The sequence below is a fragment of the Streptomyces sp. SLBN-8D4 genome (assembly GCF_049739545.1).
Taxonomy (GTDB): Bacteria; Actinomycetota; Actinomycetes; order Streptomycetales; family Streptomycetaceae; genus Streptomyces; species Streptomyces canus_C.
The window spans coordinates 10,243,418-10,265,435 of sequence record NZ_JBMGQC010000001.1 but is presented as its reverse complement, the minus strand read 5'-3'; the positions used below and the strand labels follow the sequence as shown (position 1 = coordinate 10,265,435).

General features: G+C 68.4%; 13 protein-coding genes and 2 pseudogenes. 12 read left to right on the top strand and 3 right to left on the bottom strand.

Annotation, left to right across the window (positions count from 1 at the left end):
• Nucleotides 1–18: 18 nt before the first annotated feature.
• The 5 genes and pseudogenes from RKD20_RS46705 to RKD20_RS46685 all read left to right on the top strand — a co-directional run.
• Nucleotides 19–1,344, top strand: a pseudogene (locus tag RKD20_RS46705) (putative PEP-binding protein); the annotation flags it as partial.
• 96 nt (nt 1,345–1,440) lie between these two features.
• Nucleotides 1,441–1,905 carry a hypothetical protein gene (locus RKD20_RS46700; protein WP_424883076.1) on the top strand — a complete coding sequence of 155 codons (465 nt, stop codon included), beginning with the start codon at nt 1,441–1,443 and terminating at the stop codon, nt 1,903–1,905.
• A gap of 6 nt (nt 1,906–1,911) precedes the next feature.
• On the top strand, nt 1,912–2,568 hold the full coding sequence (locus tag RKD20_RS46695; RefSeq protein WP_424883075.1) for a CBS domain-containing protein: 657 nt from the start codon (nt 1,912–1,914) through the stop codon (nt 2,566–2,568).
• A 189-nt stretch (nt 2,569–2,757) separates the two neighbouring features.
• A complete protein-coding gene (gene adhE / locus RKD20_RS46690) occupies nt 2,758–5,412 on the top strand; it encodes a bifunctional acetaldehyde-CoA/alcohol dehydrogenase (RefSeq protein ID WP_424883074.1) in 2,655 nt (884 codons plus the stop codon).
• A 190-nt stretch (nt 5,413–5,602) separates the two neighbouring features.
• Nucleotides 5,603–5,833, top strand: a complete 231-nt coding sequence (locus tag RKD20_RS46685) for a hypothetical protein (protein WP_424883073.1) — start codon at nt 5,603–5,605, stop codon at nt 5,831–5,833.
• A gap of 584 nt (nt 5,834–6,417) precedes the next feature.
• Here RKD20_RS46685 and RKD20_RS46680 read toward each other — a convergent pair.
• Nucleotides 6,418–8,472 carry an RICIN domain-containing protein gene (locus RKD20_RS46680; protein ID WP_424883072.1) on the bottom strand — a complete coding sequence of 685 codons (2,055 nt, stop codon included), beginning with the start codon at nt 8,470–8,472 and terminating at the stop codon, nt 6,418–6,420.
• Nucleotides 8,473–8,680: 208 nt separating this feature from the next.
• Nucleotides 8,681–9,718 (bottom strand): LacI family DNA-binding transcriptional regulator, encoded by a 1,038-nt coding sequence (locus tag RKD20_RS46675; RefSeq protein WP_424883071.1) that lies wholly within the window; start codon nt 9,716–9,718, stop codon nt 8,681–8,683.
• 510 nt (nt 9,719–10,228) lie between these two features.
• Between RKD20_RS46675 and RKD20_RS46670 the strand changes: the two genes are divergently transcribed.
• The 6 genes and pseudogenes from RKD20_RS46670 (at nt 10,229) to RKD20_RS46645 (ending at nt 19,838) form a co-directional block, all read left to right on the top strand.
• Nucleotides 10,229–11,539 carry an ABC transporter substrate-binding protein gene (locus RKD20_RS46670; RefSeq protein ID WP_424883070.1) on the top strand — a complete coding sequence of 437 codons (1,311 nt, stop codon included), beginning with the start codon at nt 10,229–10,231 and terminating at the stop codon, nt 11,537–11,539.
• Between the two features lie 38 nt (nt 11,540–11,577).
• Nucleotides 11,578–12,562 (top strand): annotated as a pseudogene (locus RKD20_RS46665) (carbohydrate ABC transporter permease).
• On the top strand, nt 12,559–13,452 hold the full coding sequence (locus tag RKD20_RS46660) for a carbohydrate ABC transporter permease (protein WP_424883069.1): 894 nt from the start codon (nt 12,559–12,561) through the stop codon (nt 13,450–13,452). Before RKD20_RS46665 ends, RKD20_RS46660 begins: the two are co-directional and overlap by 4 nt.
• A gap of 47 nt (nt 13,453–13,499) precedes the next feature.
• Nucleotides 13,500–15,515 (top strand): beta-galactosidase, encoded by a 2,016-nt coding sequence (locus tag RKD20_RS46655; protein ID WP_424883068.1) that lies wholly within the window; start codon nt 13,500–13,502, stop codon nt 15,513–15,515.
• A gap of 1,097 nt (nt 15,516–16,612) precedes the next feature.
• Complete coding sequence (locus tag RKD20_RS46650) at nt 16,613–18,049, top strand: ricin-type beta-trefoil lectin domain protein (protein WP_424883067.1); 1,437 nt, start codon at nt 16,613–16,615, stop codon at nt 18,047–18,049.
• Nucleotides 18,050–18,425: 376 nt separating this feature from the next.
• On the top strand, nt 18,426–19,838 hold the full coding sequence (locus RKD20_RS46645; RefSeq protein WP_424883066.1) for an RICIN domain-containing protein: 1,413 nt from the start codon (nt 18,426–18,428) through the stop codon (nt 19,836–19,838).
• A 425-nt stretch (nt 19,839–20,263) separates the two neighbouring features.
• Here RKD20_RS46645 and RKD20_RS46640 read toward each other — a convergent pair whose 3' ends face one another.
• Entirely contained in the window at nt 20,264–20,911 is a 648-nt protein-coding gene (locus tag RKD20_RS46640) for a TetR/AcrR family transcriptional regulator (protein ID WP_424883065.1), read from the bottom strand.
• Nucleotides 20,912–21,053: 142 nt separating this feature from the next.
• Here RKD20_RS46640 and RKD20_RS46635 point away from each other — a divergent pair, with 142 nt between their 5' ends.
• Nucleotides 21,054–21,992, top strand: a complete 939-nt coding sequence (locus tag RKD20_RS46635) for an MBL fold metallo-hydrolase (RefSeq protein WP_424883064.1) — start codon at nt 21,054–21,056, stop codon at nt 21,990–21,992.
• Nucleotides 21,993–22,018 lie beyond the last annotated feature (26 nt).

Sequence of the window (22,018 nt, the reverse complement as noted above, 5' to 3'; positions counted from 1 at the left end):
GAGCGCGTATTCGAGGGGGGTCAGGACCAGGTCGGCGTGTGCGGCGCCGAGGAACTCTCCGTCGACATCGAGGGACGCCGCTTCACCGCCCCGGACGGCACAGTCGTCGAGGAGGGCACGGTCCTCTCCGTGGACGGCTCCACCGGTCTGGTGTACGCCGGATCGGTGCCGCTGACGGATTCGGCGGTCATCCGCTTCCTGGACCACGGCTCCAGGGACGACGACGCGACCGGCCTGGTCGACGCGGTCTCCCGCGTCCTGGCGCGGGCCGACACGGTCAGGCGCCTGGAAGTGCGGGCCAACGCCGACACCCCCGAGGACGCCGCCCGGGCCCGTCGTTTCGGCGCGCAGGGCGTCGGGCTGTGCCGTACCGAGCACATGTGCCTCGGTGAGCGCCGCAAGCTGGTCGAGGCGATGATCCTGGCCCGCGACGAGAGCGAACGCGAGGACGCACTCAGCGCACTGCTGCCGCTACAGCGCGCCGACTTCACCGGCATCCTGGAGGCGATGGACGGCCTGCCGGTCACGATCCGGCTCATCGACCCGCCTCTGCACGAGTTCCTGCCCGACCGCACCGACCTCGCCGTGCGCATCGCCACCGCCCAGGCCCGGGGCATTCTGCCCGATCCCCGCGACACCGAACTCCTCGACGCCGTCAACCGCATGCGCGAGGAGAACCCGATGCTCGGGCTCCGCGGCGTCCGCCTCGGCCTGATCGTGCCGGGCCTGGTCGCCATGCAGGTACGGGCGATCGCCGAAGCCGTCGTGGAGCACACCCGGGCCGGCGGTTCCCCGCGGGCGGAGATCATGGTGCCGCTGGTCGGCGCGGTCGAGGAACTGCGCATCGAACGCGAGGAAGTGGAACGGGTACTGACCGAGGTCTCCCAGGAATCCGGCGTCGCCGTGCACTGTCCCGTCGGCACCATGATCGAGCTGCCCAGGGCGGCGCTCACGGCCGGCAGGATCGCGCAGGCGGCGGAGTTCTTCTCCTTCGGCACCAACGACCTCACCCAGACCACCTGGGGCTTCTCCCGCGACGACGTCGAGGCGGCCTTCTTCTCCGCGTACCTCGACAAGGGAATCTTCAGCGCCTCGCCGTTCGAGACCCTCGACCGCGACGGAGTGGGGCGCCTGGTGCGGATCGCGGTCAACGAAGGCCGTGCCGCGCGTCCCGACCTGAAGATCGGCGTCTGCGGCGAGCACGGCGGCGACCCCGACTCCGTGCACTTCTTCCACGCGGCCGGGCTCGACTACGTCTCCTGTTCGCCGTTCCGCGTGCCAGTCGCCCGGCTGGAAGCAGGACGGGCCGCGCTGGAGGCGACCGACAGCAGCGACAGCAGGTGATGGGGACCCTGGGCACCCCGCGGGGAGCCTGGCCCTGGGATCGGAGCAGCGCCGACAGCAGGATGGCAGTGCCGGCGAAACGAACAGGGAGCACACATGACAGCCAAGGACATCGGCACCCGCCGTCTCGCAGACACCGTGCGGATGCGGGCCTTCGGCGACGTGGACGAGGAGGCGCTGGCATACCTCCAGGAGAAGGTCGGTGCCGCTCTGGACCGGCCCGGCCTCCCGCCCGTCAGCGGTGAGGTGCGGGTCGTCCGAGCGGTGGCGCACCACGTCGAGCCGCCCTGGTGGGCCGGCGCCGAGATCCGGGTCGGCGGCGATCTCGTGGTCGTCCACGCGCGCGAGGCGAGCGCCCGGGAACTCGCCGACCGGCTCCACGACCGTCTGCGCGACCGCGCGGAACACACCGTGCATCGCGCCCACGAGACCCGCAGGACGGCCGCACCGCCCCGTGGCGCGGCGGCCCCGCATGACAGCGGCGTCGTGGCACCTGTTGGGGAGCGGCCCCGGTCGGAATCCGCTTCCCGCCGTCCTGGCACCGCGACAGCTCAGGAGTGACCCGCCATGACATCCCACACCGTCGGTCAGGTGATGACCAGCGACGTCGTCCAGGCCCGGCGTACCACGTCCTTCAAGGACCTCGTCCGGCTGCTCGACCGCCACCACATCAGCGGTCTGCCTGTGGTCGACGACGACAAGGTGATCGGTGTCATCTCCGGAACCGACCTGGTACGCGCGCAGGCACGCCGGTCGGGGACGGCCCCTGACGGCGCCGTAACCGCGCACGACCTGATGACGACCCCAGCGATCACCGTGCACCCGGAGCAGACCGCCCCGGAGGCGGCCCGGCTGATGGAACGCCGCGGTGTCGAACGCCTCCCCGTGACCGACGAGGAGGACCGGCTCATCGGCATCGCGACCCGTCGGGATCTGCTGAGGGTCTTCCTGCGAACGGACGACGACATCGGGCACCAGGTGGCCGAGGAGGTGCTCGTCGACCGGATGGGACTGCGGCCCGGTGCCCTCACCGTCCGCGTCCGCGACGGTGTGGTCACCCTCGACGGCTGCGTACCACTGCGCAGCCAGGTCCCGGAGGCCGTTCACACGGTGTGGCGGCTTGAGGGCGTCGTCGGGGTGGTGAGCGCTTTGGCGTTCGACATCGACGACTGCCCGCCGCCCGTCTCGGCCGCCGTCGGCCCCTCGCACCTGCGAGCACGGTGAGCGACAGCCGGACCGAGGGTCCCCGCTCGATCAGGGCCGGACGGTCCCGGGAGGGGGTCCTTCGGCGCCTGCGACCGCCCCGGGTCGCCGGTGAGAGTGGATGCAGGAAGCCATCTTCGGCACGGGAGACGCTCCCGCCCTGCGCCGCCGAATTCGCACGGCGGTCCCTGACAACGGAGGCAGACCACCATGACCCGAAACGACGCGCGGACCGCGGCCACGGCCGGAAGCAAGGTCCCGTCGGACACCGCGGTCGCCGTGGACCGTCTGGTCACGGCCGGTCTGAAGGCACTCGCGGACTACGAGTCCCTGACCCAGGAGCAGGTCGACCACATCGTCAAGAAGGCGTCGGTCGCTGCCCTCGACCAGCACACCGCCCTGGCCCGCCTCGCGGTCGAGGAGACCGGGCGCGGTGTCTTCGAGGACAAGGCCGCCAAGAACATGTTCGCGTGCGAGCACGTCACGCACAGCATGGGCCGTATGAAGACCGTCGGGGTCATAGGCCGTGACGACATCGAGGAGATGGTCGAGATCGCCGAGCCGGTGGGCGTGGTGGCCGCGGTCACCCCGGTCACCAACCCGACCTCCACCACACTCTTCAAGGCACTGCTGGCTCTGAAAACCCGCAACCCGGTGGTGTTCGCCTTCCACCCCTCCGCCCAGCACTGCAGCGCAGAGGCCGCCCGCATCGTGCGCGACGCGGCCGTCGCCGCAGGCGCGCCGGAACACTGCGTGCAGTGGATCGAGCAGCCGTCCGTCGAGGCGACCGGCTTGCTGATGCGACACCCGGGGGTCTCCCTGATCCTCGCCACCGGCGGCAACGCCATGGTCAAGGCCGCCTACTCGGCCGGCAAGCCCGCCCTGGGCGTCGGCGCCGGCAACGTCCCGGCCTACGTGCACCGCCGTGCGAAGCTGCGCCGAGCCGTCAACGACCTGGTCCTGTCGAAGTCCTTCGACAACGGCATGATCTGCGCCTCCGAGCAGGCCGTGATCCTGGACACCGACATCTATGACGCGGCCCTGGACGAGTTCCGCACTCTGCACGCCCACCTCGCCGACGCGGACGAGAAGGCGAAGCTGGAGTCGTTCCTCTTCCCCTCCTCCGGCGGCTCGGGGGCCGGCTGCGAGCCTAAGGTCAACGCGGCGGCCGTGGGCCAGAGCCCGGCGTGGATCGCCGAGCAGGCCGGGTTCGCCGTACCGGAGGACACTTCCGTCATCCTCGTCGAGGCCGAACGGGTGGGACCGGACGAGCCGTTGACCCGCGAGAAGCTGTGCCCCGTCCTGGCCGTGCTGCGTGCTCGGGACGAGCGCCACGGTTTCGACCTGGCCGCCGACATGGTCGCCTTCCACGGCCAGGGCCACAGCGCCGTCATCCACACCGAGGACACCGCGCTGGCCGAGGCGTACGGCATGCGGATGAAGACCGTACGCATCATCGTCAACGCCCCCTCCTCTCAGGGCGCCATCGGCGGCATCTACAACGGCCTTCTGCCCTCGCTGACACTCGGCTGCGGCTCCTGGGGCAGCACCTCGGTGTCGAACAACGTCTCCGCCGCCCAGCTGCTGAACGTCAAGCGGGTCTCCACCCGCCGCAACAACCTCCAGTGGTTCAAGGTCCCCCCGAAGATCTACTTCGAGCCGCAGGCCATCCGCTACCTGACCTCCATGCCCGACGTCCACCGCGTCACCATCGTCACTGACGCCACGATGACCAGGCTCGGCTTCGTCGACCGCGTCAGCCGGGTCCTGCAGAGCCGCCCCGAACCGGTGACCCTCCAGATCATCGACAACGTCGAACCCGAGCCCAGCATCGACTCGGTGCGGCACGGAGCCCGTCTGATGGGCGACTTCCGCCCCGACACGATCATCGCGCTCGGCGGCGGCTCACCCATGGACGCGGCCAAGGTGATGTGGCTGCTGTACGAGCAGCACGCCGCCGGCAACGAGATCGACTTCACGGACATGCGGCAGAAGTTCTCCGACATCCGCAAGCGCGCCTTCCGCTTCCCGACCCTCGGCAAGCTCGCCCGGCTGGTGTGCGTGCCGACAACTTCCGGCACCGGCGCGGAAGTCACCCCGTTCGCCGTCATCTCCGAGCCGGCCACCGGCAAGAAGTACCCTCTGGCCGACTACGCCCTCACCCCCAGCGTGGCCATCGTCGACCCGCTGCTCACCACCGCCCTGCCGCCCACGCTCGCCGCCGACAGCGGCTTCGACGCCCTCACCCACGCCATCGAGGCGTACGTCTCCGTGTACGCCAACGACTTCACCGACGGCCTCGCCCTGCACGCGATCCGCCTGGTCTTCGGCCACCTCGAAGCCGCCGTGAACGACCGCGACGGGTCGCCCGAGGCGCGGGAGAAGATGCACAACGCCGGCACCATCGCCGGTATGGCCTTCGGCAACGCCTTCCTCGGCATCGTCCACGCCATGTCCCACACCCTCGGCGCCACCTTCCACGTCGCGCACGGCCGCACCAACGCGGTCCTGCTACCGCACGTCATCCGCTACAACGGCACCGTCCCCACCAAGCTGACCGGCTGGCCCAAGTACGAGAGCTACCGGGCCCCCGAGCGCTTCCAGGACATCGCCCGCACCCTCGGACTGCGCGCCGCCACTCCCGAGGAAGGCGTGGAATCGCTGGCCCGGGCCGTGGAACACCTCCGGGACGCCGTCGGCATCGAACCGACGTTCCAGGCGCTCGGCATCGACGAGCGGAGGTACCTGGACGCCCTCCCCCAGCAGGCCCTGAACGCCTACGAGGACCAGTGCGCGCCCGCCAACCCCCGCATGCCGATGCTGGACGACATGCAGGGGATCATGCGCACCGCGTACTACGGCTGACGGGCGGCAGGCTGGACGTAACTGCACAGGCGTCACCACTGGCGCACGGTCGGCCCCCGCGACCGGCGCCCGTGCGGCGGACCTGGCAGCTCAGCGGACGGACGGCCCTCCCCTGCCGGACCCGCCCACATAATTCAGGCACGGAGTTTCGAATCGAGTGGCCTGCGCCCATGAACGAATTGACTGGCAGATGCAGGAGATGAAGGGCTGGATCGGGGACGTGACCGTCATGTGGGACGGTGGCGCCCGAGTCTTCGACGGCTATGACCCCGTTCGACTTGCGCAGACAGTAGAACTGAAAACCGAGCAGATCGGCCGCTTCACGGCTCGGAGCCTGCTGGTGGCCTCAGGCGTTACACGCGCGAACATCGAAACAGCCATATCGGCGATCGCAGACTTCGGATTTCACGAATGGCCTTGATCTTTCGCGAGGCTCCGCCGACGGAGTCGTTGGGCCCTTCCGCTTTCTGGAGTTAATGGTGGGCAAGCCGACGGCCCGTCTGTCGTGTCGGGGGGGGGGGGGGGCGGCCGGCCGTCCCTTGAAGTGGGGTAACCGGACGGGGTCCCGGAACGCGTGAGTGCCTGCCTGAGGCATTCATCCGCTGACCGTGCATGCCTCCCTGAACAAGGGCGGGCCACCGCGTAAGTCACCCTGGCGAACGGGCAGGTCGACCGGAGGAGAACTCGATACCCTTGTCCCAGTTTGAGCTGATGCGGCTGCCCGCGCCGAAGAATACGGCGCTCCTGCGCGGCGCCGGAGTTGGCGGTTGTATTGGGCCCAAGGTTGTCGGACTCTCAGCCGTCCGAACGCCAGGATGAGCTCATGGTCGGCAGCCTCCATCGCCGTCCTGATCTCCGCTTCCTCATCCACGGCCGCGCTGCCCCTCTCGTCTCCGGTACCACCGTACCGATCACGTGCGGAGGGGACGGTCGTGCTCCCGGGGCCTCCTGCCACTCGGTTCGCCTCGCGATCCCGAGCCGGCAGGAGACCCTTCGTCAATCCGTTCAGTTGATCCGCACGATCTTCCAGAACTGGTCGTCGATGTTCAGGTCGTTCCACTGCACAACTGCCGCGCCGTTGGTGGTGGAAGATTGGGCAACGGCGGCGTTGAGGCCGCTGCCCACATTCTTCAGTTCGTAGTAGCCGTTGCCCGCGTCGGTGAGGGTCCATTTCTGTGAGTTCGCGGTGGACGGCGTGTTCTGGACGACGGCGGCTCCGGCGGTGGTGGAACCGCCACGGATGTCCAGGTTCAGATTGCTGTTGGCGTTCCTGATGGTCCAGGCTCCGCCGCCGACGGACTGGAAGGTGAACAGCTGGCAGAAACAGGCCGAGTTCTGCCACTGCTGGACTGCCGTGTTGGTGGCGGTCGAACCCTGCGGGATGTCCAGGTACTTCCCGCTGTTCTTGTTGACGAGGACGTACTGCCCGGTGCCCAGCGCCGGCAGAGCGGTCTGGTTGACGTTCCAGCGCTGGCAGGCACAGCTGGTCCCGCTCCACTGACCGGCGGCAGTGCCCGTGGTGGTGGAGGCGTTCGGGATCTCCAGGTACTTGCCGGTCACACGGTTGGTGAGGCTGTAACCGCCGGCCGGGTTGGGGGCGACGGCCCACTCATGGTCCAAGGTGCCGTTGTCGTCCCACTGGAGGATCTTGGCTCCGTCCGCGGTGGACTGATTCTCCACGCCGAGGACCTTGCCGCTGGCGACGTTGAGGATCTTGAAGTAGCCAGAGCTCTGCTGCACGAAGCGCCACTGCTGGTCGGTGGCGTTGTCGGCGTTCTGCTGGGTGGCGTTCGTGCCGTTGACGGTGGAGCCGCCCGCGATGCTCAGCATCAGGTTGCTGCCCGCGTTCGACACAGTGTAAGTGGCACCGTCCGAGATGCCGCCGCCCAGGTCGATGGTGCTGTAGGTGACCGGGTTGGAAAGGCCAGCGCCGCCGCTGCCGCCGCTGAGCACGAGCAGGCTGTGGCCGTCGGGCAGGGGCACCATTCCGCGGCTGTAGCCGCCGGCGACGTTGGAGCTGATGCGCGTCCAGGTGTTCGCGGCACCGTTCTGGGTGTTGAGGAACAGGTCGCTGGTGCTGTAGGCGCTGACGACGAGGGTGCCGTTCGGACCGCCGGTGGGCAGCCACGTGATGTACGGGGTGCTGGTGGGTATCGTGCCGTCGGTCGCCTGCAGGGGAATGCCCGTGACGGAGTTGAAGGCCTCCGGGTCGGCGGAGATCTTGTAGTAGACGGCGAAGTTGCCCGAGGGCGAGCCGCCGTACTCGTACGTCATGACGTACTTGCCGTTGGGCAGCTTCGCGACGGTGGGCATGCCCGGACGCTGGCTGTAGGTGGGCATCGCCACGTCGTCCACGACCGGACCCCAGGTGTGGAGGTCGGCGGTGACCTGGTGCACGACCTTCTGGCCGTGGGCAGGGTCCCGCTGGTCGGAGTAGTAGACGATCAACTTGCCGTTGGCGTAGAGGAAGAACGGCTCCCATACGGGGGTATTGCCGTTGGTGTCGTACGCCTGGCCGCCGGTGGCGATGTTGCCGGCGAAGGTCCAGGTCTGTCCGCGGTCGGTGCTGGCGTAGACATCGATCTTGATGGCCGAGCGGTCGGAGGGAACCGAGGCGCCCGCGGCCAGGATGGTCCCGGCCGGGAAGTCGCCCACCGCTGCGGGCAGTTCGAACAGCTCGGGCTCCCAGCGCATGCCCCAGCCGTTCTGCGTGTCGGCGACCTCGGAGATCTTCGACCAGGAGTTGCCGTTGTCCGTGCTGCGGTAGATCGGGAGGACCGGCGTGCCGGTGGTGTACTGCTCGAACGTCGCCAGGACGGTGCCGTTGGCGGAGCCGTTGTGCTGCATCCGCACCGCCCGCGGATAGAGCGACCCGGGCGAGGGTGCACCCGAAGGCGGGGTGTACATCGTCTGCGAGGGACGGGCCAGGGCGTCCGCCCGGCCCGTGGGCACCACCATGGTCATCACCGAGACGAGCAGGATGAAGGCCAGGGACAAGAAGGAGACGGGACGGGAACGCGGAGCGACGCCGGGTCTGGCGCCTGTCTGCGCAGGGGACATTGCGGCTCCCAGGGGAAGGTGTGTTTCGGGGTCCGCCGGCTCGGAACGGCTCGGAGTGACGCGGCGGGGTTTGTGGGACGCGTGGCCCGGAGGGCAGCCGGGCACGACTCGCACGCGCAGGGCGCGCGGCGCGACAAGCGCGGAACGAAGGAGGTGGAGCGCCCCGGCGTGTGGGTGTGCCGGAGCAGTGGCACGAGGGTGGAGTGGGTCAGAGGGAGGGCGGGGGTGCCGTCGAGCCGCGGACGACGAGTTCGACGGGTGGGTCGTTCGCCGGCGGCAGTTCGGTGTCAGGCTTCTCGATGGCGTGCAGGAGCAGCCGGATTCCTTCGCTCGACGCGGCCTCGAAGGGCTGACGGACTGTGGTCAATGACGGGGAGACGTAGGCGAAGACGGGGTTGCCGTCGAAACCGACGACACTGACGTCTCCCGGCACCCGACGACCGCTTTCCCGCAGGCCGTGGATCAGCCCGATGGCCATCTCGTCGCCCGCGGCGAACACCGCGGTCACCGAGCGGTCCGAGGCCAGCCCGAGGCCCGCGGCGTACCCGGAGGCCGCCGACCAGTCACCGTTCAGCACGGGCGGTTCGTGCACGCCCCGGGCCGCCAGCGCCGCCTGCCATCCCTCGATACGGTCTTTGGTGGCGTACCACCGGCGAGGCCCCGCGAGGTGATGGACAGTCGAATGGCCCAGGTCGAGCAGATGTTCTGTAGCCGCCCGTGCCAGTTGATGGGCGCCCACACCGACGGTCAGTGTCCGGGCGGCGGTGAATGCGGGTGGCGCACCGACGAAGAGGACCGGCACGTCGACGCCGAGCGGGACGTCACCCTCGACGATCGGTACGGAGACGACGATGCCGTCCACGCCCTGCTCCAGGAGTGATTCCAGCGCGCCGGCGATGCTTCGCGGGTCGCCGTCCGGGGTGTTGACCACGCGCAGCGCGTAACCGGCGTCCCGTACGGCCTGTTCGATGCCCACCAGCAGGGAGGCGGTTCCATACCCGGCTGTTGCCAGAGCGACCACGCCGATGGACCGTGTACGGCCGGAGGCCAATGCCCTGGCCGCGTTGTTCAGCCGGTATCCGAGCTCCTCGGCGGCCGCCAGGACCCGTCGGCGGGCCTCGTCGGAGACGTATGGCTCGTCGTTGAGGACCCGGGAGACCGTCTTGCGTGAGACGCCGGCCAGCCTCGCCACGTCCTCACTGCGTGGCGCGGAGGAGCCCGCACCGCGCTCCAGCCCTGTTGTCATGAAGTCTCCCCATGGCCGTATGTTCTCCATCGAACGAGGTCAAATTACATGACCGCGCGGTCTGACCGCGCGGTCAATGTCTACGCACCCGCCGAACGCACGTCAAGAGCTCCCGCAACGTCGATTGCCTCCGGCGCGACAAACGCCGAGACCTGCGCCCTGACGTAGAGAGGCACCGGAAGCTTCCGAGGAAGACCCGACCGGAGTACATTTTCGCAGGTAAAACAGCATTCATCGGGAGCGTGACGGTTCGACGGCCAGCCATGTCAGCCCCATCCGTCCGGCGCGACTGCCGGCAAACGCGTGACGGATTCCCAGACGGAAAGCCTTGACAGCGCGCCAACGGAGCGTTCACGCTTCCTGGCGTCCGACGATCGCGCTTGTTTGGTCGTGTTGGATTCTGGTTCTCGACTGACCCTCAGATGGTCCCTCGACGACCCACCTCCCGTCACACCCCCGTCCCACTGACGTGTGCCATACCTGGGCACCGACAGCCCAGTAGGAGCCGAAATGCACCGTTCCTCCCCCGGTCAGTTCATGCCTGGAACCAGCCGCCGCTCCGTGCTCCGCGGACTCGGCGGAGCCGCGGTACTGAGTGCCGGCATCCCCCTGCTGAGTGCCTGCGCCGGCAGTTCCAGTTCGTCGGACACCAAGACCGTCACCGTCGGCTCCAATGCCTCCGACGCCGTCCCGAAGAAGGCGTACGGCGACGTCTACGCGGCCTTCACGAAGCAGTCCGGGATCAAGGTCGCCCTCAACACCAAGGACCACAACACCTTCCAGGAGCAGATCAACTCCTACCTCCAGGCCACGCCGGACGACGTGTTCCAGTGGTTCGCCGGCTACCGGATGCAGTTCTTCGCGGCCAAGGGTCTGGCCACGCCGATCGACGACGTGTGGAAGACGATCGGCGGCAACTTCCCGCCGGCGATGCACGACCTGAGCAAGGGCCAGGACGGCAAGTACTACCTGGTGCCGCTGACGACGTCGCCGTGGGCGGTCTTCTACCGCAAGAGCGTCTTCCAGAAGTACGGCTACGAGGTCCCGACCACGTGGGACGCGTTCGTGGCCTTGTGCAAGCAGATGAAGAAGGACGGCCTGGTCCCGATCGCGTTCGGCGACAAGGACGCCTGGCCGGCGATGGGCTCCTTCGACCAGATCAACTTCCGCCTCAACGGCTACGACTTCCACGTCGAGCTGATGGCGGGCAAGGCGTCCTGGACCGACGCGAAGGTCCGCAAGGTCTTCGACACCTGGGCCGAGACCCTCCCCTACCACCAGGAGGGCGCGGTCGGCCGTACCTGGCAGGACGCCGCCCAGACGCTGGTGGCGAAGAAGGCCGGCATGTATATGCTCGGCATGTTCGTGGCCCAGCAGTTCACCAACAAGGCGGACCTGGACGACCTCGACTTCTTCGCCTTCCCCGAGATCGACCCGGCGTACGGGCAGGACACCGTCGAGGCGCCGACCGACGGCATCATGCTCAGCAAGAAGCCCGAGAACCACGCCGGTTCCGTCAAGCTGCTCGAGTTCCTTGGCACGCCGCAGGCCGAGGAGACCTACCTGAAGGCCGACCCGAGCCTCATCGCCGCCTCCTCCAAGGCCGACACCTCCGCCTACAGCGCCCTTCAGAAGAAGGCGTACGAGATGATCAGCGGCGCGAAGCACCTCACGCAGTTCATGGACCGTGACAGCCGGCCGGACTTCACGTCGACGGTCATGCAGCCCGCGCTGCAGAAGTTCGTCCGCGACCCCAAGGGGATCGACAGCCTGCTGTCCTCGATCGAGCGCCAGAAGAAGACGATCTTCGCGTCCGGCTGAGACCGACCCTCCTTCCGAAGCGGATGAACACCTACACCATGAGCTCCGAAACGACCACGAAGACCCTGGAGGCGGCCGCGATGCCGCCTTGGGGCACCACCACGACACCGAAGAAGCGGCCGCCGCGCGGTCACAAGCGCCTGCTGACCCGCCGTGACCGCATCACGCTCGCCTTCATGGCGGGCGTGCCCACGGTCCTGCACGTGGCCCTGGTCTGGGTCACCGCGCTGGCGTCCATCGCGCTGGCCTTCACCAGCTGGGACGGCATCGGTTTCGGCTCCATCAAGTGGGTGGGGCTGGACAACTTCAAGCAGTTGTTCAGCGACAACCCGCAGTTCTGGCCCGCGGTCGAGCACAACATCATCTGGTTCGTGGTGCTCATCCTGATCCCCACGCCGTTCGGTCTGTTCCTGGCCGTCCAGCTGGACAAGAACATCCGCTTCTCCCGCGTCTACCAGACGGCGTTCTTCCTGCCGGTCGTGGTCTCCCTCGCGGTCACCGGGTTCGTGTGGCAGCTGGTCTACAACCCCGACACCGGCCTGATCAACAGCCTCATCGGGGCCAACAAGCCCGGCCACTACATCGACTGGATCGGCGACCCCAAACTCAACCTGTGGGCCGTGCTGATCGCCGCGTCCTGGCGGCACACCGGCTACATGATGATCCTCTACCTGGCCGGCCTGAAGGGCGTGGACCCCTCCCTGCGGGAGGCCTCCTCGCTGGACGGCGCGAACGAGTGGCAGACGTTCAAGAACGTCATCTTCCCCACCCTGCGCCCCACCAACACCGTCGTCCTGGTCGTCACGATCATCGAAGCGCTGCGCGCCTTCGACCTGGTGTTCGTCTTCAACAAGGGCGCCCCAGGGCACCGAACTGCTGTCGATCCTGATCACCAACAACATCATCGGTGAGTCCAGCCGGATCGGTTACGGCTCGGCGATCGCCGTGGTCCTGCTGGTCATCTCCCTCGCGGTCATCATCCCGTACCTGATCGCGACCTTCCGCAAGGAGCGCCGCGCATGAGCACCCTGACCGCCGGCGCCCCGGCGAAACAGCGCACCCCCATCCGCCCCGCCCGCGTCCTGCTGCACACCTTCCTGGTCGTGACGGCCCTCGCCTGGCTCGCCCCTCTCCTGTGGGCTGCCTTCTCCGCGCTGAGGCCCTACTCCGAAACCAGCGAGAAGGGTTACGTGTCCTGGCCCGACCAACTGAGTCCGGACAACTTCACCAACGCGTTCGAGCAGTCCGACATGCTGCACTACTTCGGGAACACCCTGCTCATCGCGGTCCCGGCCGTGCTGATCACCCTGGTGCTGTCGTCGATGGTCGCCTTCTACGTCAGCCGTTTCGACTTCCGCCTCAACATCGCGCTGCTGCTCGTCTTCACCGCCGGCAACCTGCTGCCCCAGCAGGTCATCATCACCCCGCTGTACCGCCTGTACCTGCTCATCGACCTGCCCGGCATCACCATGAGCGGCAAGCTCTACGACTCCGCGCTCGGCCTGGTCCTCATCCACGTCGCGTTCCAGTCCGGGTTCTGCGCCTTCGTGCTCGCCAACTACATGCGCTCGCTCCCGCACGAACTGACCGAGGCCGCCCTGGTCGACGGCGCCTCCGTATGGCGCCTGTACTGGCAGATCGTGCTGCCGCTGTGCAAGCCCGCGATGGCCGCCCTGGCCACGTTGCTGTCCATCTGGATCTACAACGATTTCTTCTGGGCGCTCGTGTTGATCTCGACCGGCGAGAACATGCCGATCACCTCGGCCCTGAACAACCTCTCCGGCCAGTACTTCACCGACCCCAACCTGGTCGCCGCCGGCGCCCTGCTGACCGCGATCCCCACCCTGATCGTGTACTTCGCGCTGCAGCGGCAGTTCGTCAGCGGCCTCACCCTGGGCGCCAACAAGGGCTGACGCACCACCACTTGCCCCTCCCCTACACCCCTCCCGGAGCACCACCAGTGAGTACCGCACGCCGTCTTCGCATTCCTGGAATCACCTACGGCGGTGACTACAACCCCGAGCAGTGGCCCGAGGAGGTCTGGGCCGAGGACATGCGCCTGATGCGCGAGGCCGGGGTAAGCATGGTCAGCGTCGGCATCTTCTCCTGGGGGCTGCTCGAACCGGCGGAGGGCGTCTACGACTTCTCGCGCATGGACAAGATCCTCGACCTGCTCCAGGAGAACGGCATCGCCGCCGACTTGGCGACACCGACGGCGGCCCCGCCGGCCTGGTTCTTCCACCAGCACCCGAAATCGCTGCCGGTCGACAGGGACGGCAGGAGACTGTCGTACGGCAGCCGCCAGACGTTCTGCCCCAGCAGCCCCGCCTACCGCCGAGCGGCGCTGCGTATCGCCGGCGCACTCGCCGAGCGCTACGCCGACCACCCGGCCGTCGCCATGTGGCACATTCACAACGAATACGGCTGCCACAACGACGCCTGCTACTGCGACACCAGCGCCGCCGCCTTCCGCACCTGGCTGCGCGCCCGCTACGGCGACGACCTGGACGCCCTCAACGACGCCTGGGGCACCACGTTCTGGAGCCAGTGGTACTACACGTGGGACCAGATCCTGCCGCCCCGCACCACCGCGGCTCCCCCGAACCCCACCCACCAACTCGACTGGCGCCGCTTCTGCTCCGACGAACTGCTCTCCCTGTGCACCGCCGAGCGCGACGTACTGCGCCGGGCCTCTCCGGACACCCCCGCGACCACCAACTTCCTGGTCCTGCGCACCATCGACGCCCTCGACTACTGGCGCTGGGCACCGGAGCTGGACATCCTCTCCAACGACCACTACCTGCTCTCCGACGACCCGGAGGCCGAGGTCGACATCGCCCTTCACGGCGACCTGATGCGCTCGCTCGCGGGCGGACCGTGGTTCCTCATGGAGCACTCGACCGGCGCCGTCAACTGGCAGCCCGTCAACCGCGCCAAGCTCCCCGGGGAGATGCGCCGCAACGCGCTCGCACACGTGGCGCACGGCGCCGACGGCATCGCGTTCTTCCAGTGGCGGGCGGCAAAGGCGGGCGCCGAGCAGTGGCACTCGGCGATGCTCCCGCACGCCGGAACCGACAGCCAGATCTGGCGGGACGTCGTCCAACTCGGCGCCGACCTGCGGGCGTTGGCCGAAGTACGGGACTCCACCAGCACGGCACAGGTGGCGATCGTATGGGACTGGGACGCCCGCTGGGCACTGGAACTGCCCTCCCAGCCCAGCGGTGAACTGCGCTACCAGGACCTGGTACGGGACTGGTACACCCCCCTGTGGCGGGCCGGGGTCGCCGTCGACTTCGTACGCCCCGACGACCCCGGACTCGACCGCTACAAACTCGTCCTGACACCCTCGCTGTACCTGGTCGGCGAGGCAGCCGCGGCGAACCTCACCCGGTTCACCGAACGCGGGGGCACGCTGGCCGTCGGCTTCCACAGCGGCATGGTCGACGAGAACGCCCATGTGTACCTGGGCGGCTACCCCGGCGCATTCCGTGATGTCCTCGGCGTGGTCACCGACGAACTCTTCCCCCTGCTGCCGGGCGAGACGACCGGCCTGAGCGGCGCCGTCACGTCGGGCGCCACGGCCGACCTGTGGTCGGAACGCATCCGGCTCACCGGCGCACAGGCCGTCGCCTCCCACGCCGACGGCCCACTGGCCGGCCTCCCCGCCGTCACCCGCCACCGGCACGGCGACGGCACCGCCTGGTATCTGGGCACCCACCCCGACCAGGACACGCTCGCCACCCTGCTCGACCGCATCCGACAGGAGGCCGGCGTGACGCCAGAGCAGGAGGCACCCGCCGGGATCGAAGTCGTCAGGCGCCACGGCACGGAGGCCGACTACCTGTTCCTCATCGACCACACCGGAAACGGCGCCGAAGCGCCCGCCGAAGGCGTCGAACTCCTCACCGGCAAGCCGATCTCCGGTACCGTCAGCATCCCACCAGGAGGCGTCGCCGTCATCCGAGAACCACACTGACCAGAACGCAGGTTGTGGGCCCGACAGCTCCGGAATGCGAAGGGTCCGACCTGACGGGATACACGGTCGTGCTGAACACGGTCTCCGGCACCACCACACCCCAGTTCTGGCCCGACGCTGCCCACCCGGCCTCCACCTTGGAAGTGACCAACACCGACGACTGGCTGGCCGCCATCGCCGCCGGTCGAGGCGTCGGCGTGAGCAGCGCCGCCACCGCCGAGCTACACCCCTACCCCCACGGGGTCGCCTACCGCCCGCTCGCCGACGCCCCCGCCTTGCGCTCCACCTGGTCTGGAACGAGCCCCCCGCCCATGCGACGATCACCGAACTGGCCAGCTTCATCAGCGAGTCCATCCATCAGCCGCCTGCAGCACCCAACACTTCGGAGTAGGACTCGCTCCCGCATTCGACCACGAAGCGGCCACGGCGTGTCCGGCTGGGGTCAGCCGGACGCGAACCCGTCCTCGTCATCGTCCAATTCCGGCGCGCCCGGGTCCCGCAGCGGTGCGGGTGGCACGGCATGGTGCGGGCGGCCACGACAACGACGGCGGCCCCATCGCGCAGAGCGTCACTTTCGAGGGCGAGCTGCCCTTTGGCCGTGACGTTGGGGTGCGGGGTTTCGGCCGGTTTATTGGCGGCAGCCGGTTGTCCGGCAAGGCTGTTCTCGATCGGGGTGCCGGAACACCACGTTGCGGTTCGGGGCGATGCTGACCTGCGGCGTCTCACGTCGCCCGCCTGACGTTCACATCGAGCCGTTCGGCACGCCCGCAAGGGCGGTGCTGCGGCCGCGGCTCAGTGACGGTGCTCTCAGGGCACCATCGGCCATGACATGGGATCTCCGTGGGGCAGATCGACTGTCCTGATCGCCTTCCTCGTTTCACTGCGAGTGTGAACAGTCCATTGAAGTCGACGCATTGCTATGGCATCTTCACCCCGCAGTGGACACGGCGCGCTATACATCCCATCACTGACGTGCTTGTTCAGACACTCTCGCCATTCCCATCGGGAGGTTCACCATGCCGATGTCGAGATCAACGCCAGGACGCGCCGAAGCGGGGAGGGCGGGAACGAGGCGGTGGCCGCCGTGGATGGCGGCGGTGGCAGCCGTCGCGGCGGTCGTCACTGCGATGTTCTTGGCAGCACCGGCGTCAGCCCTGCCGGCGTCAGGCGCCGCCGCGCCGCGGGCTGCCCAGAGCAATCCGTACCAGCGCGGCCCTGATCCCACCCTGACCGGTATCGAGGCGTCGCGCGGTCCGTTCGCCACGGCGCAGATGGGTGTGGCGCCGGGCAACGGGTTCAACGGCGGAGTGGTCTACTACCCGACGGACACCAGCCTGGGCACGTGGGGAGCGTTGGCGATCGTGCCGGGGTACACGGCGCGGTGCGCCGACGAGGAGGCGTGGATGGGGCCGTGGCTCTCCTCATTCGGGTTCGTGGTGATCTGCATCGAGACCAACAGCCGTACCGACGGGGCCGACGCCCGGGCCGCCGAACTGCTGGCGGGGCTGAAGTGGCTGACCACGCAGAGCCCGGTCAAGGCGGAGATCGACCCGAATCGGCTGTCCGTACTGGGGCACTCCGCGGGCGGAGCCGGAGCGATCATCGCGGCGGAACGCCAGCCGTCGCTGAAGGCGATGATCGGCCTTGCTCCGGGGTTCCCCGGCAATGGCCTGAGCATGGCCACCGACAGCGTGCCGAGTCTGGTCATCGGCGGCCAGAACGACACGGTCGTCACCCCGTCGTATCTCAGCGGTCTGTACGCCACGCTGCCGGGCACCACGCAGAGCGGTTTCGCCCAGATCGCCGGAGCGGACCACGTGTACTACACCCGTCCGAACAACGTGGAGATGAAGCTTCTGATCCCGTGGCTGAAGGTGTTCGTGGACAACGACACCCGCTACACGCAGTTCCTCTGCCCGGTCCTGCCGGACCCCTCCACCGTCTCGGTCTACCAGCCTAAGTGCCCCTACGTGCCCCCGAGCGGCCCGACGCCGCCGCCTGCCGGCGGTGAGCCTGTCCACGCGGTGGGTGCGGGCAAGTGCCTGGACGTACCGGATCAGCGCACGACAGCGGGCACGCAGGTGGCGATTCACACCTGCGACGGCGGGGCCAACCAGTTGTGGACGCGTACTCCCTCCGGTCGGCTGACGGTGTACAGCGGTAGCTCGACCATGTGCTTGGACGCCGACGCGCAGGGCGCCAGTCCGGGTACGAAGGTGCAGATCTGGCCATGCAACGGCGGGTCGAACCAGCAGTGGAACGTGAACGCGAACGGCACGATCACCGGGGCACAGTCCGGGCTGTGCCTGGACGTGACCGGCGGGGCCACCGCGAACGGCGCCTTGGTCGAACTGTGGACCTGCAACGGCGGGGCGAACCAGCACTGGACACTCGGACAGCCCGATAATCGGCGCCGCTTCACCCAGGCAACCCAATGGCCCGGGCAAGTTCCTGAAGACATCACGACCCACGACCGGCAGAGACCTGCGGCCGTACTTCGACAACCAGCGCGCGCTTTCGTGGGTTCCGCCTGAGTGACTTCTCGGCGGCCAACACCACGACGGTCCGCGACGGGTCGATCGTCGCCGGGCCGGCCTCCTTGGTGGCCGCGGCGATCAGCCCGACGCAGACACGGGCCATCGACCCTGCCGCGGGCCGGGGGGGGCGAGATGTGTGCGTTCGGTGCGGGAAAGAGGCCTGGCCATATCAGGTGCGGTACCACGGCGGGCACGCTGCCGGCCCACCTGGAACTGCAATGTACGGACCAAACAGATGTGGACCCTCGGGTGGACCGCGGGAGACACGGATCCGCCCCATGACCCGGCGGCAGGCCTCCGAAGGGACTACACGCGCAGAAGGGAGAACCCGATGGGAAACCCCATCGCCAATACACGTGGAAAGCCGGCCACGATGACCAGACTGCTGGCGGTGTTCGCACTCGCCGCAGGAATTCTGGCGGCCGGTCCGAACCAGGCACACGCTTCCACATCGCAGTTCAGAGGAGTGAACTGGGCCGACCAGAGAGACAACTTCGTCAACGGCGTACTGCACCCGTCCGGGCTCGGTGCGTCGGACACCTACTCATCGGCTTCCACCGTGGCGGACCAGGTTGTTGGCCAGATGTACGCGGCGACGGGCGCCAACACCGTGCGCATGCCTATCAACGAGCCCACTGTCGCCGGCTACTGGAACACCTACACCGGGGCGATCGACACGGCCCTCACCAAGGGAAACGTGATCATCGCCTACTGGGCGTACAGCGGCGGCAAGCCGGCGAGCACCGCCGGGTTCAACCAGATGTGGGACAAGGTCGTACAGAAGTACGGCTCCAATCCCAACGCCTACTTCGAGGTCATCAACGAGCCGTACGGTTACAGCACGACCAGCCTGGACGACTTGTACAGCGGCTGGTTGGCCAGGTACGCCTCCGTGCCGCGCTCCAGGGTGATCCTCGACGGCGCCGGGCTGGCCCAGGACGTCGCGGCAGTCGGTCGCGACAGCCGCCTGGACGGCACTTTCCTGGCGGTGCACGACTACTCGTTCTTCGCGGGATACGAGGACGAGACCGAGTGGGCGAACCACCTCGCCGGCTACATCGGCGGATACGCCGCCCGCACGATCGCCACGGAGTGGGGCGGCCCGATGGGCCCGGGCAGCAAGAACGGCGTCCACTACAACACCATCGACTACAGCATTCCCAGTGGCTCGTTCTTCGCCGACTACGTCCGGGGTGTCAGCAGCGAACTGCGCAGCCTCGGCATGGGGAGCGTCTACTGGCCGGGCCTGCGTGACGGCGACTGGTACAGCATGACCAGCAAGAGCGGCACCGGCTCGGGCATCAAGCTGTCTTTGGTGAACGCCTCGGGACTGACCCGCCTGCAGTACGCCTGGGGGATCGGCAACGGCGGCGGCACATACGTGCGGATCACCAACGCCGCCACCGGCCTGTACATCGACGGAGAGGGCCGCACGGCCGGTGGGGCCACCGTCGGCGAAGCCAGCGGCAGCAGCAACCGGTACGAGCAGCAGTGGACCGTCGAGAACGATGGGCCTTACGTGCGCATCAAGAACCGGGCAACCGGCCTGTACCTGGACGGGGCGGCCCGCACCTCGGACGGATCCGCGCTCACCCAGTACGGTGACAGCAACAGCACGAGCCAGCAGTGGTCGGTGGTGACCGTCGCCGACAACGTGCGCATCAAGAACCGCACCACCGGCAAGTACATCGACGGCATGGGCCGCACCGGCAATGGATCTGATCTGGGCCAGTGGAGTGACAGCAACAGCACAAACCAGCAGTGGCGGATCGTAGCCGCCGGTTGACCACCACCCGCATCGCCTGCCGCGCACCAACGGCGAGCGCTTCAACCGGCGCCGGTACGTGGCAGGCGATGAACGCATACCACGCAGGCTTGTCCATGATCAGCTTGATCCTCGCCCGGTGAGCCGCACGCCCGTACGTGGCCGGTGTCCTTCCGACCGCACGACCGACCCCGAGCGCACTACGCGTAGCGCGCTCGTCGCCGGGCTGACAGCGGCACGGCGCGGCGGCCCCGGGGCGGCGCGCAACCGGCTGAGCGCGCCCCGATCCCCGGCCGCGGCCGTGCCGCCCATCCCGCCCGTCCCTTACTGGCCCTGACAAAGCCTTTGGACGTGGCGGACGCAGAACGATCACGCAGGAGCCACGAGCTTGCTTGATTGATGGGGCCCACCGGCCTTCTGCCTCAAGGCGGCGATGAGGGGAACCGTCAGGGTTCCCCGGCATGCGCTTCGTCGGCAAGAAGGCCCAGCAGGATGATGTCGAGCGCCCCGGCGAGGCGCTCGTGCAGGTCGAACGGGGCCGGTTCCTCGCGGATCCAGCGCAGGATCGTCGAGAAGTAGCAGGCGGCCAGCAGTTGGCCGGCCTGGTCGCAGTCGACGCCAGCCCTGATCTCCCCGCGTTGCCGCCCTTGCTCGACGATCCTGGCGAGTTCGATTTCCAGGGATGGGTCCTGCAGGAGGTGCCCGTACCGGGCTGAGGCGTCCATCAGGACGGTGGTCTCCGCGCGGGAGGCGACGTTGAGGTCGCCCATCTCCTTCAGGTAGCGGCGCAGCCGGTCGCCGACCGGCAGGTCCTCGGCGTGCTCCGCGCCGAGGATCTGAGCGACGCGGGCGCGGCGGCGGACTCCCCATTCCTCGAGGAAGCCGACCTTCTGCGTGAAGTGGTTGAAGACGGTGGCCCGGGCGACATCGGCGGCCGCGGCGATCTGCTCCATGGTCGTCGCCTCGTATCCCTGGGCGACGAAGAGACCGACCGCCGTCTCATACAGCTGGTCGTGCAGCTTCCGACGCCTGCGCTCCTGGCGCCCGACGGCCGCGCCGCCCTCGGAGGCGGCTGCCGCGTCCCGGATCTTCATGGCCCCCAGTACAACACAGGGCCGCACGACTCTTGACCCCTTCCCGGCATCTATCTAGATTCCTCTCCATCACTGGACTCAAGTCCAACAGTAGATGAAAGTCTCGCGCTGCTTGATCGCGGGACTCGGACGAGGAGGCAACGTGGCTTCCGTGACCTCCCGGACGGGCTGTGTCGAGCTAGGACACGGCTGTTACGCCTGGATCGCGGGCGATGTCGGATGGGGCATGAGCAACGCCGGGCTGATCACCGGCCGGGGCGCGTCACTGCTCGTCGACACCCTCTACGACCTGCGGCTGACCAAGACCATGCTCGACGCGCTGACGCCCCTGACCGCCCCGGCACCGATCTCCACCGTGGTCAACACCCACGGCAACGGCGACCACTGGTTCGGCAACCAGCTCGTGGCCCACGCCGAGATCATCGCGGCCCGCGGGTCCGTGGCGGACATGCGGCAGGTGGGCCCCGCCGAGATGCGGGCGCTGACCAGCATGGACAGCCCAGCTGGACACTTCGCCCGCCGGCTCTTCGGCCGCTTCGACCACACCGACATCGAACCCGTCCTCCCGAACCGGGTCTTCGACGGCGAGACCGTCCTCGACATCGGCGGGACGGAGGTCCGCCTCATCGACGTGGGACCCGCGCACAGCGCCGGCGACACGATCATCCACGTGCCGCAGACCCGGACCGTCTACACCGGCGACATCGTCTTCGCCGGAGCAGCGCCGGTCGTCTGGCACGGTCCCTTCGCCCGCTGGCTCGCCGCCTGCGACCTGCTGCTGGGCCTCGACGCCGACATCGTCGTACCCGGCCACGGCCCCGTCACCACCAAACAGGCCGTCCGCGAGATCCGCGACTACCTCGAATACGTCCACGAGCAGGCCACCGCCCGCTTCACCGCCGGCATGCCCGCCATGGACGCGGCCCGCGACATCCGCCTTGGCCGCTTCGCCGACCTGGACGAGAGCGAACGCCTGGCCGTCAACGTGCACACCGTCTACCGGGAGCTCGACCCCTCACTGCCCCCGCTGGACGGCCCCGGACTGTTCGGCTGCATGGCCGAGCTCTGCCCCCGCGTCTGAGAGCGCTTCCCGCCTGCCCTGACGAG

Bases quoted from the DNA above. Each gene is read 5' to 3' on its own strand.
- RKD20_RS46700 (WP_424883076.1), top strand. From the start codon at position 1,441: ATGACAGCCAAGGACATCGGCACCCGCCGTCTCGCAGACACCGTGCGG.
- RKD20_RS46695 (WP_424883075.1), top strand. From the start codon at position 1,912: ATGACATCCCACACCGTCGGTCAGGTGATGACCAGCGACGTCGTCCAG.
- adhE (WP_424883074.1), top strand. From the start codon at position 2,758: ATGACCCGAAACGACGCGCGGACCGCGGCCACGGCCGGAAGCAAGGTC.
- RKD20_RS46685 (WP_424883073.1), top strand. From the start codon at position 5,603: ATGCAGGAGATGAAGGGCTGGATCGGGGACGTGACCGTCATGTGGGAC.
- RKD20_RS46680 (WP_424883072.1), bottom strand. From the start codon at position 8,472: ATGTCCCCTGCGCAGACAGGCGCCAGACCCGGCGTCGCTCCGCGTTCC.
- RKD20_RS46675 (WP_424883071.1), bottom strand. From the start codon at position 9,718: ATGACAACAGGGCTGGAGCGCGGTGCGGGCTCCTCCGCGCCACGCAGT.
- RKD20_RS46670 (WP_424883070.1), top strand. From the start codon at position 10,229: ATGCACCGTTCCTCCCCCGGTCAGTTCATGCCTGGAACCAGCCGCCGC.
- RKD20_RS46660 (WP_424883069.1), top strand. From the start codon at position 12,559: ATGAGCACCCTGACCGCCGGCGCCCCGGCGAAACAGCGCACCCCCATC.
- RKD20_RS46645 (WP_424883066.1), top strand. From the start codon at position 18,426: ATGACCAGACTGCTGGCGGTGTTCGCACTCGCCGCAGGAATTCTGGCG.
- RKD20_RS46640 (WP_424883065.1), bottom strand. From the start codon at position 20,911: ATGAAGATCCGGGACGCGGCAGCCGCCTCCGAGGGCGGCGCGGCCGTC.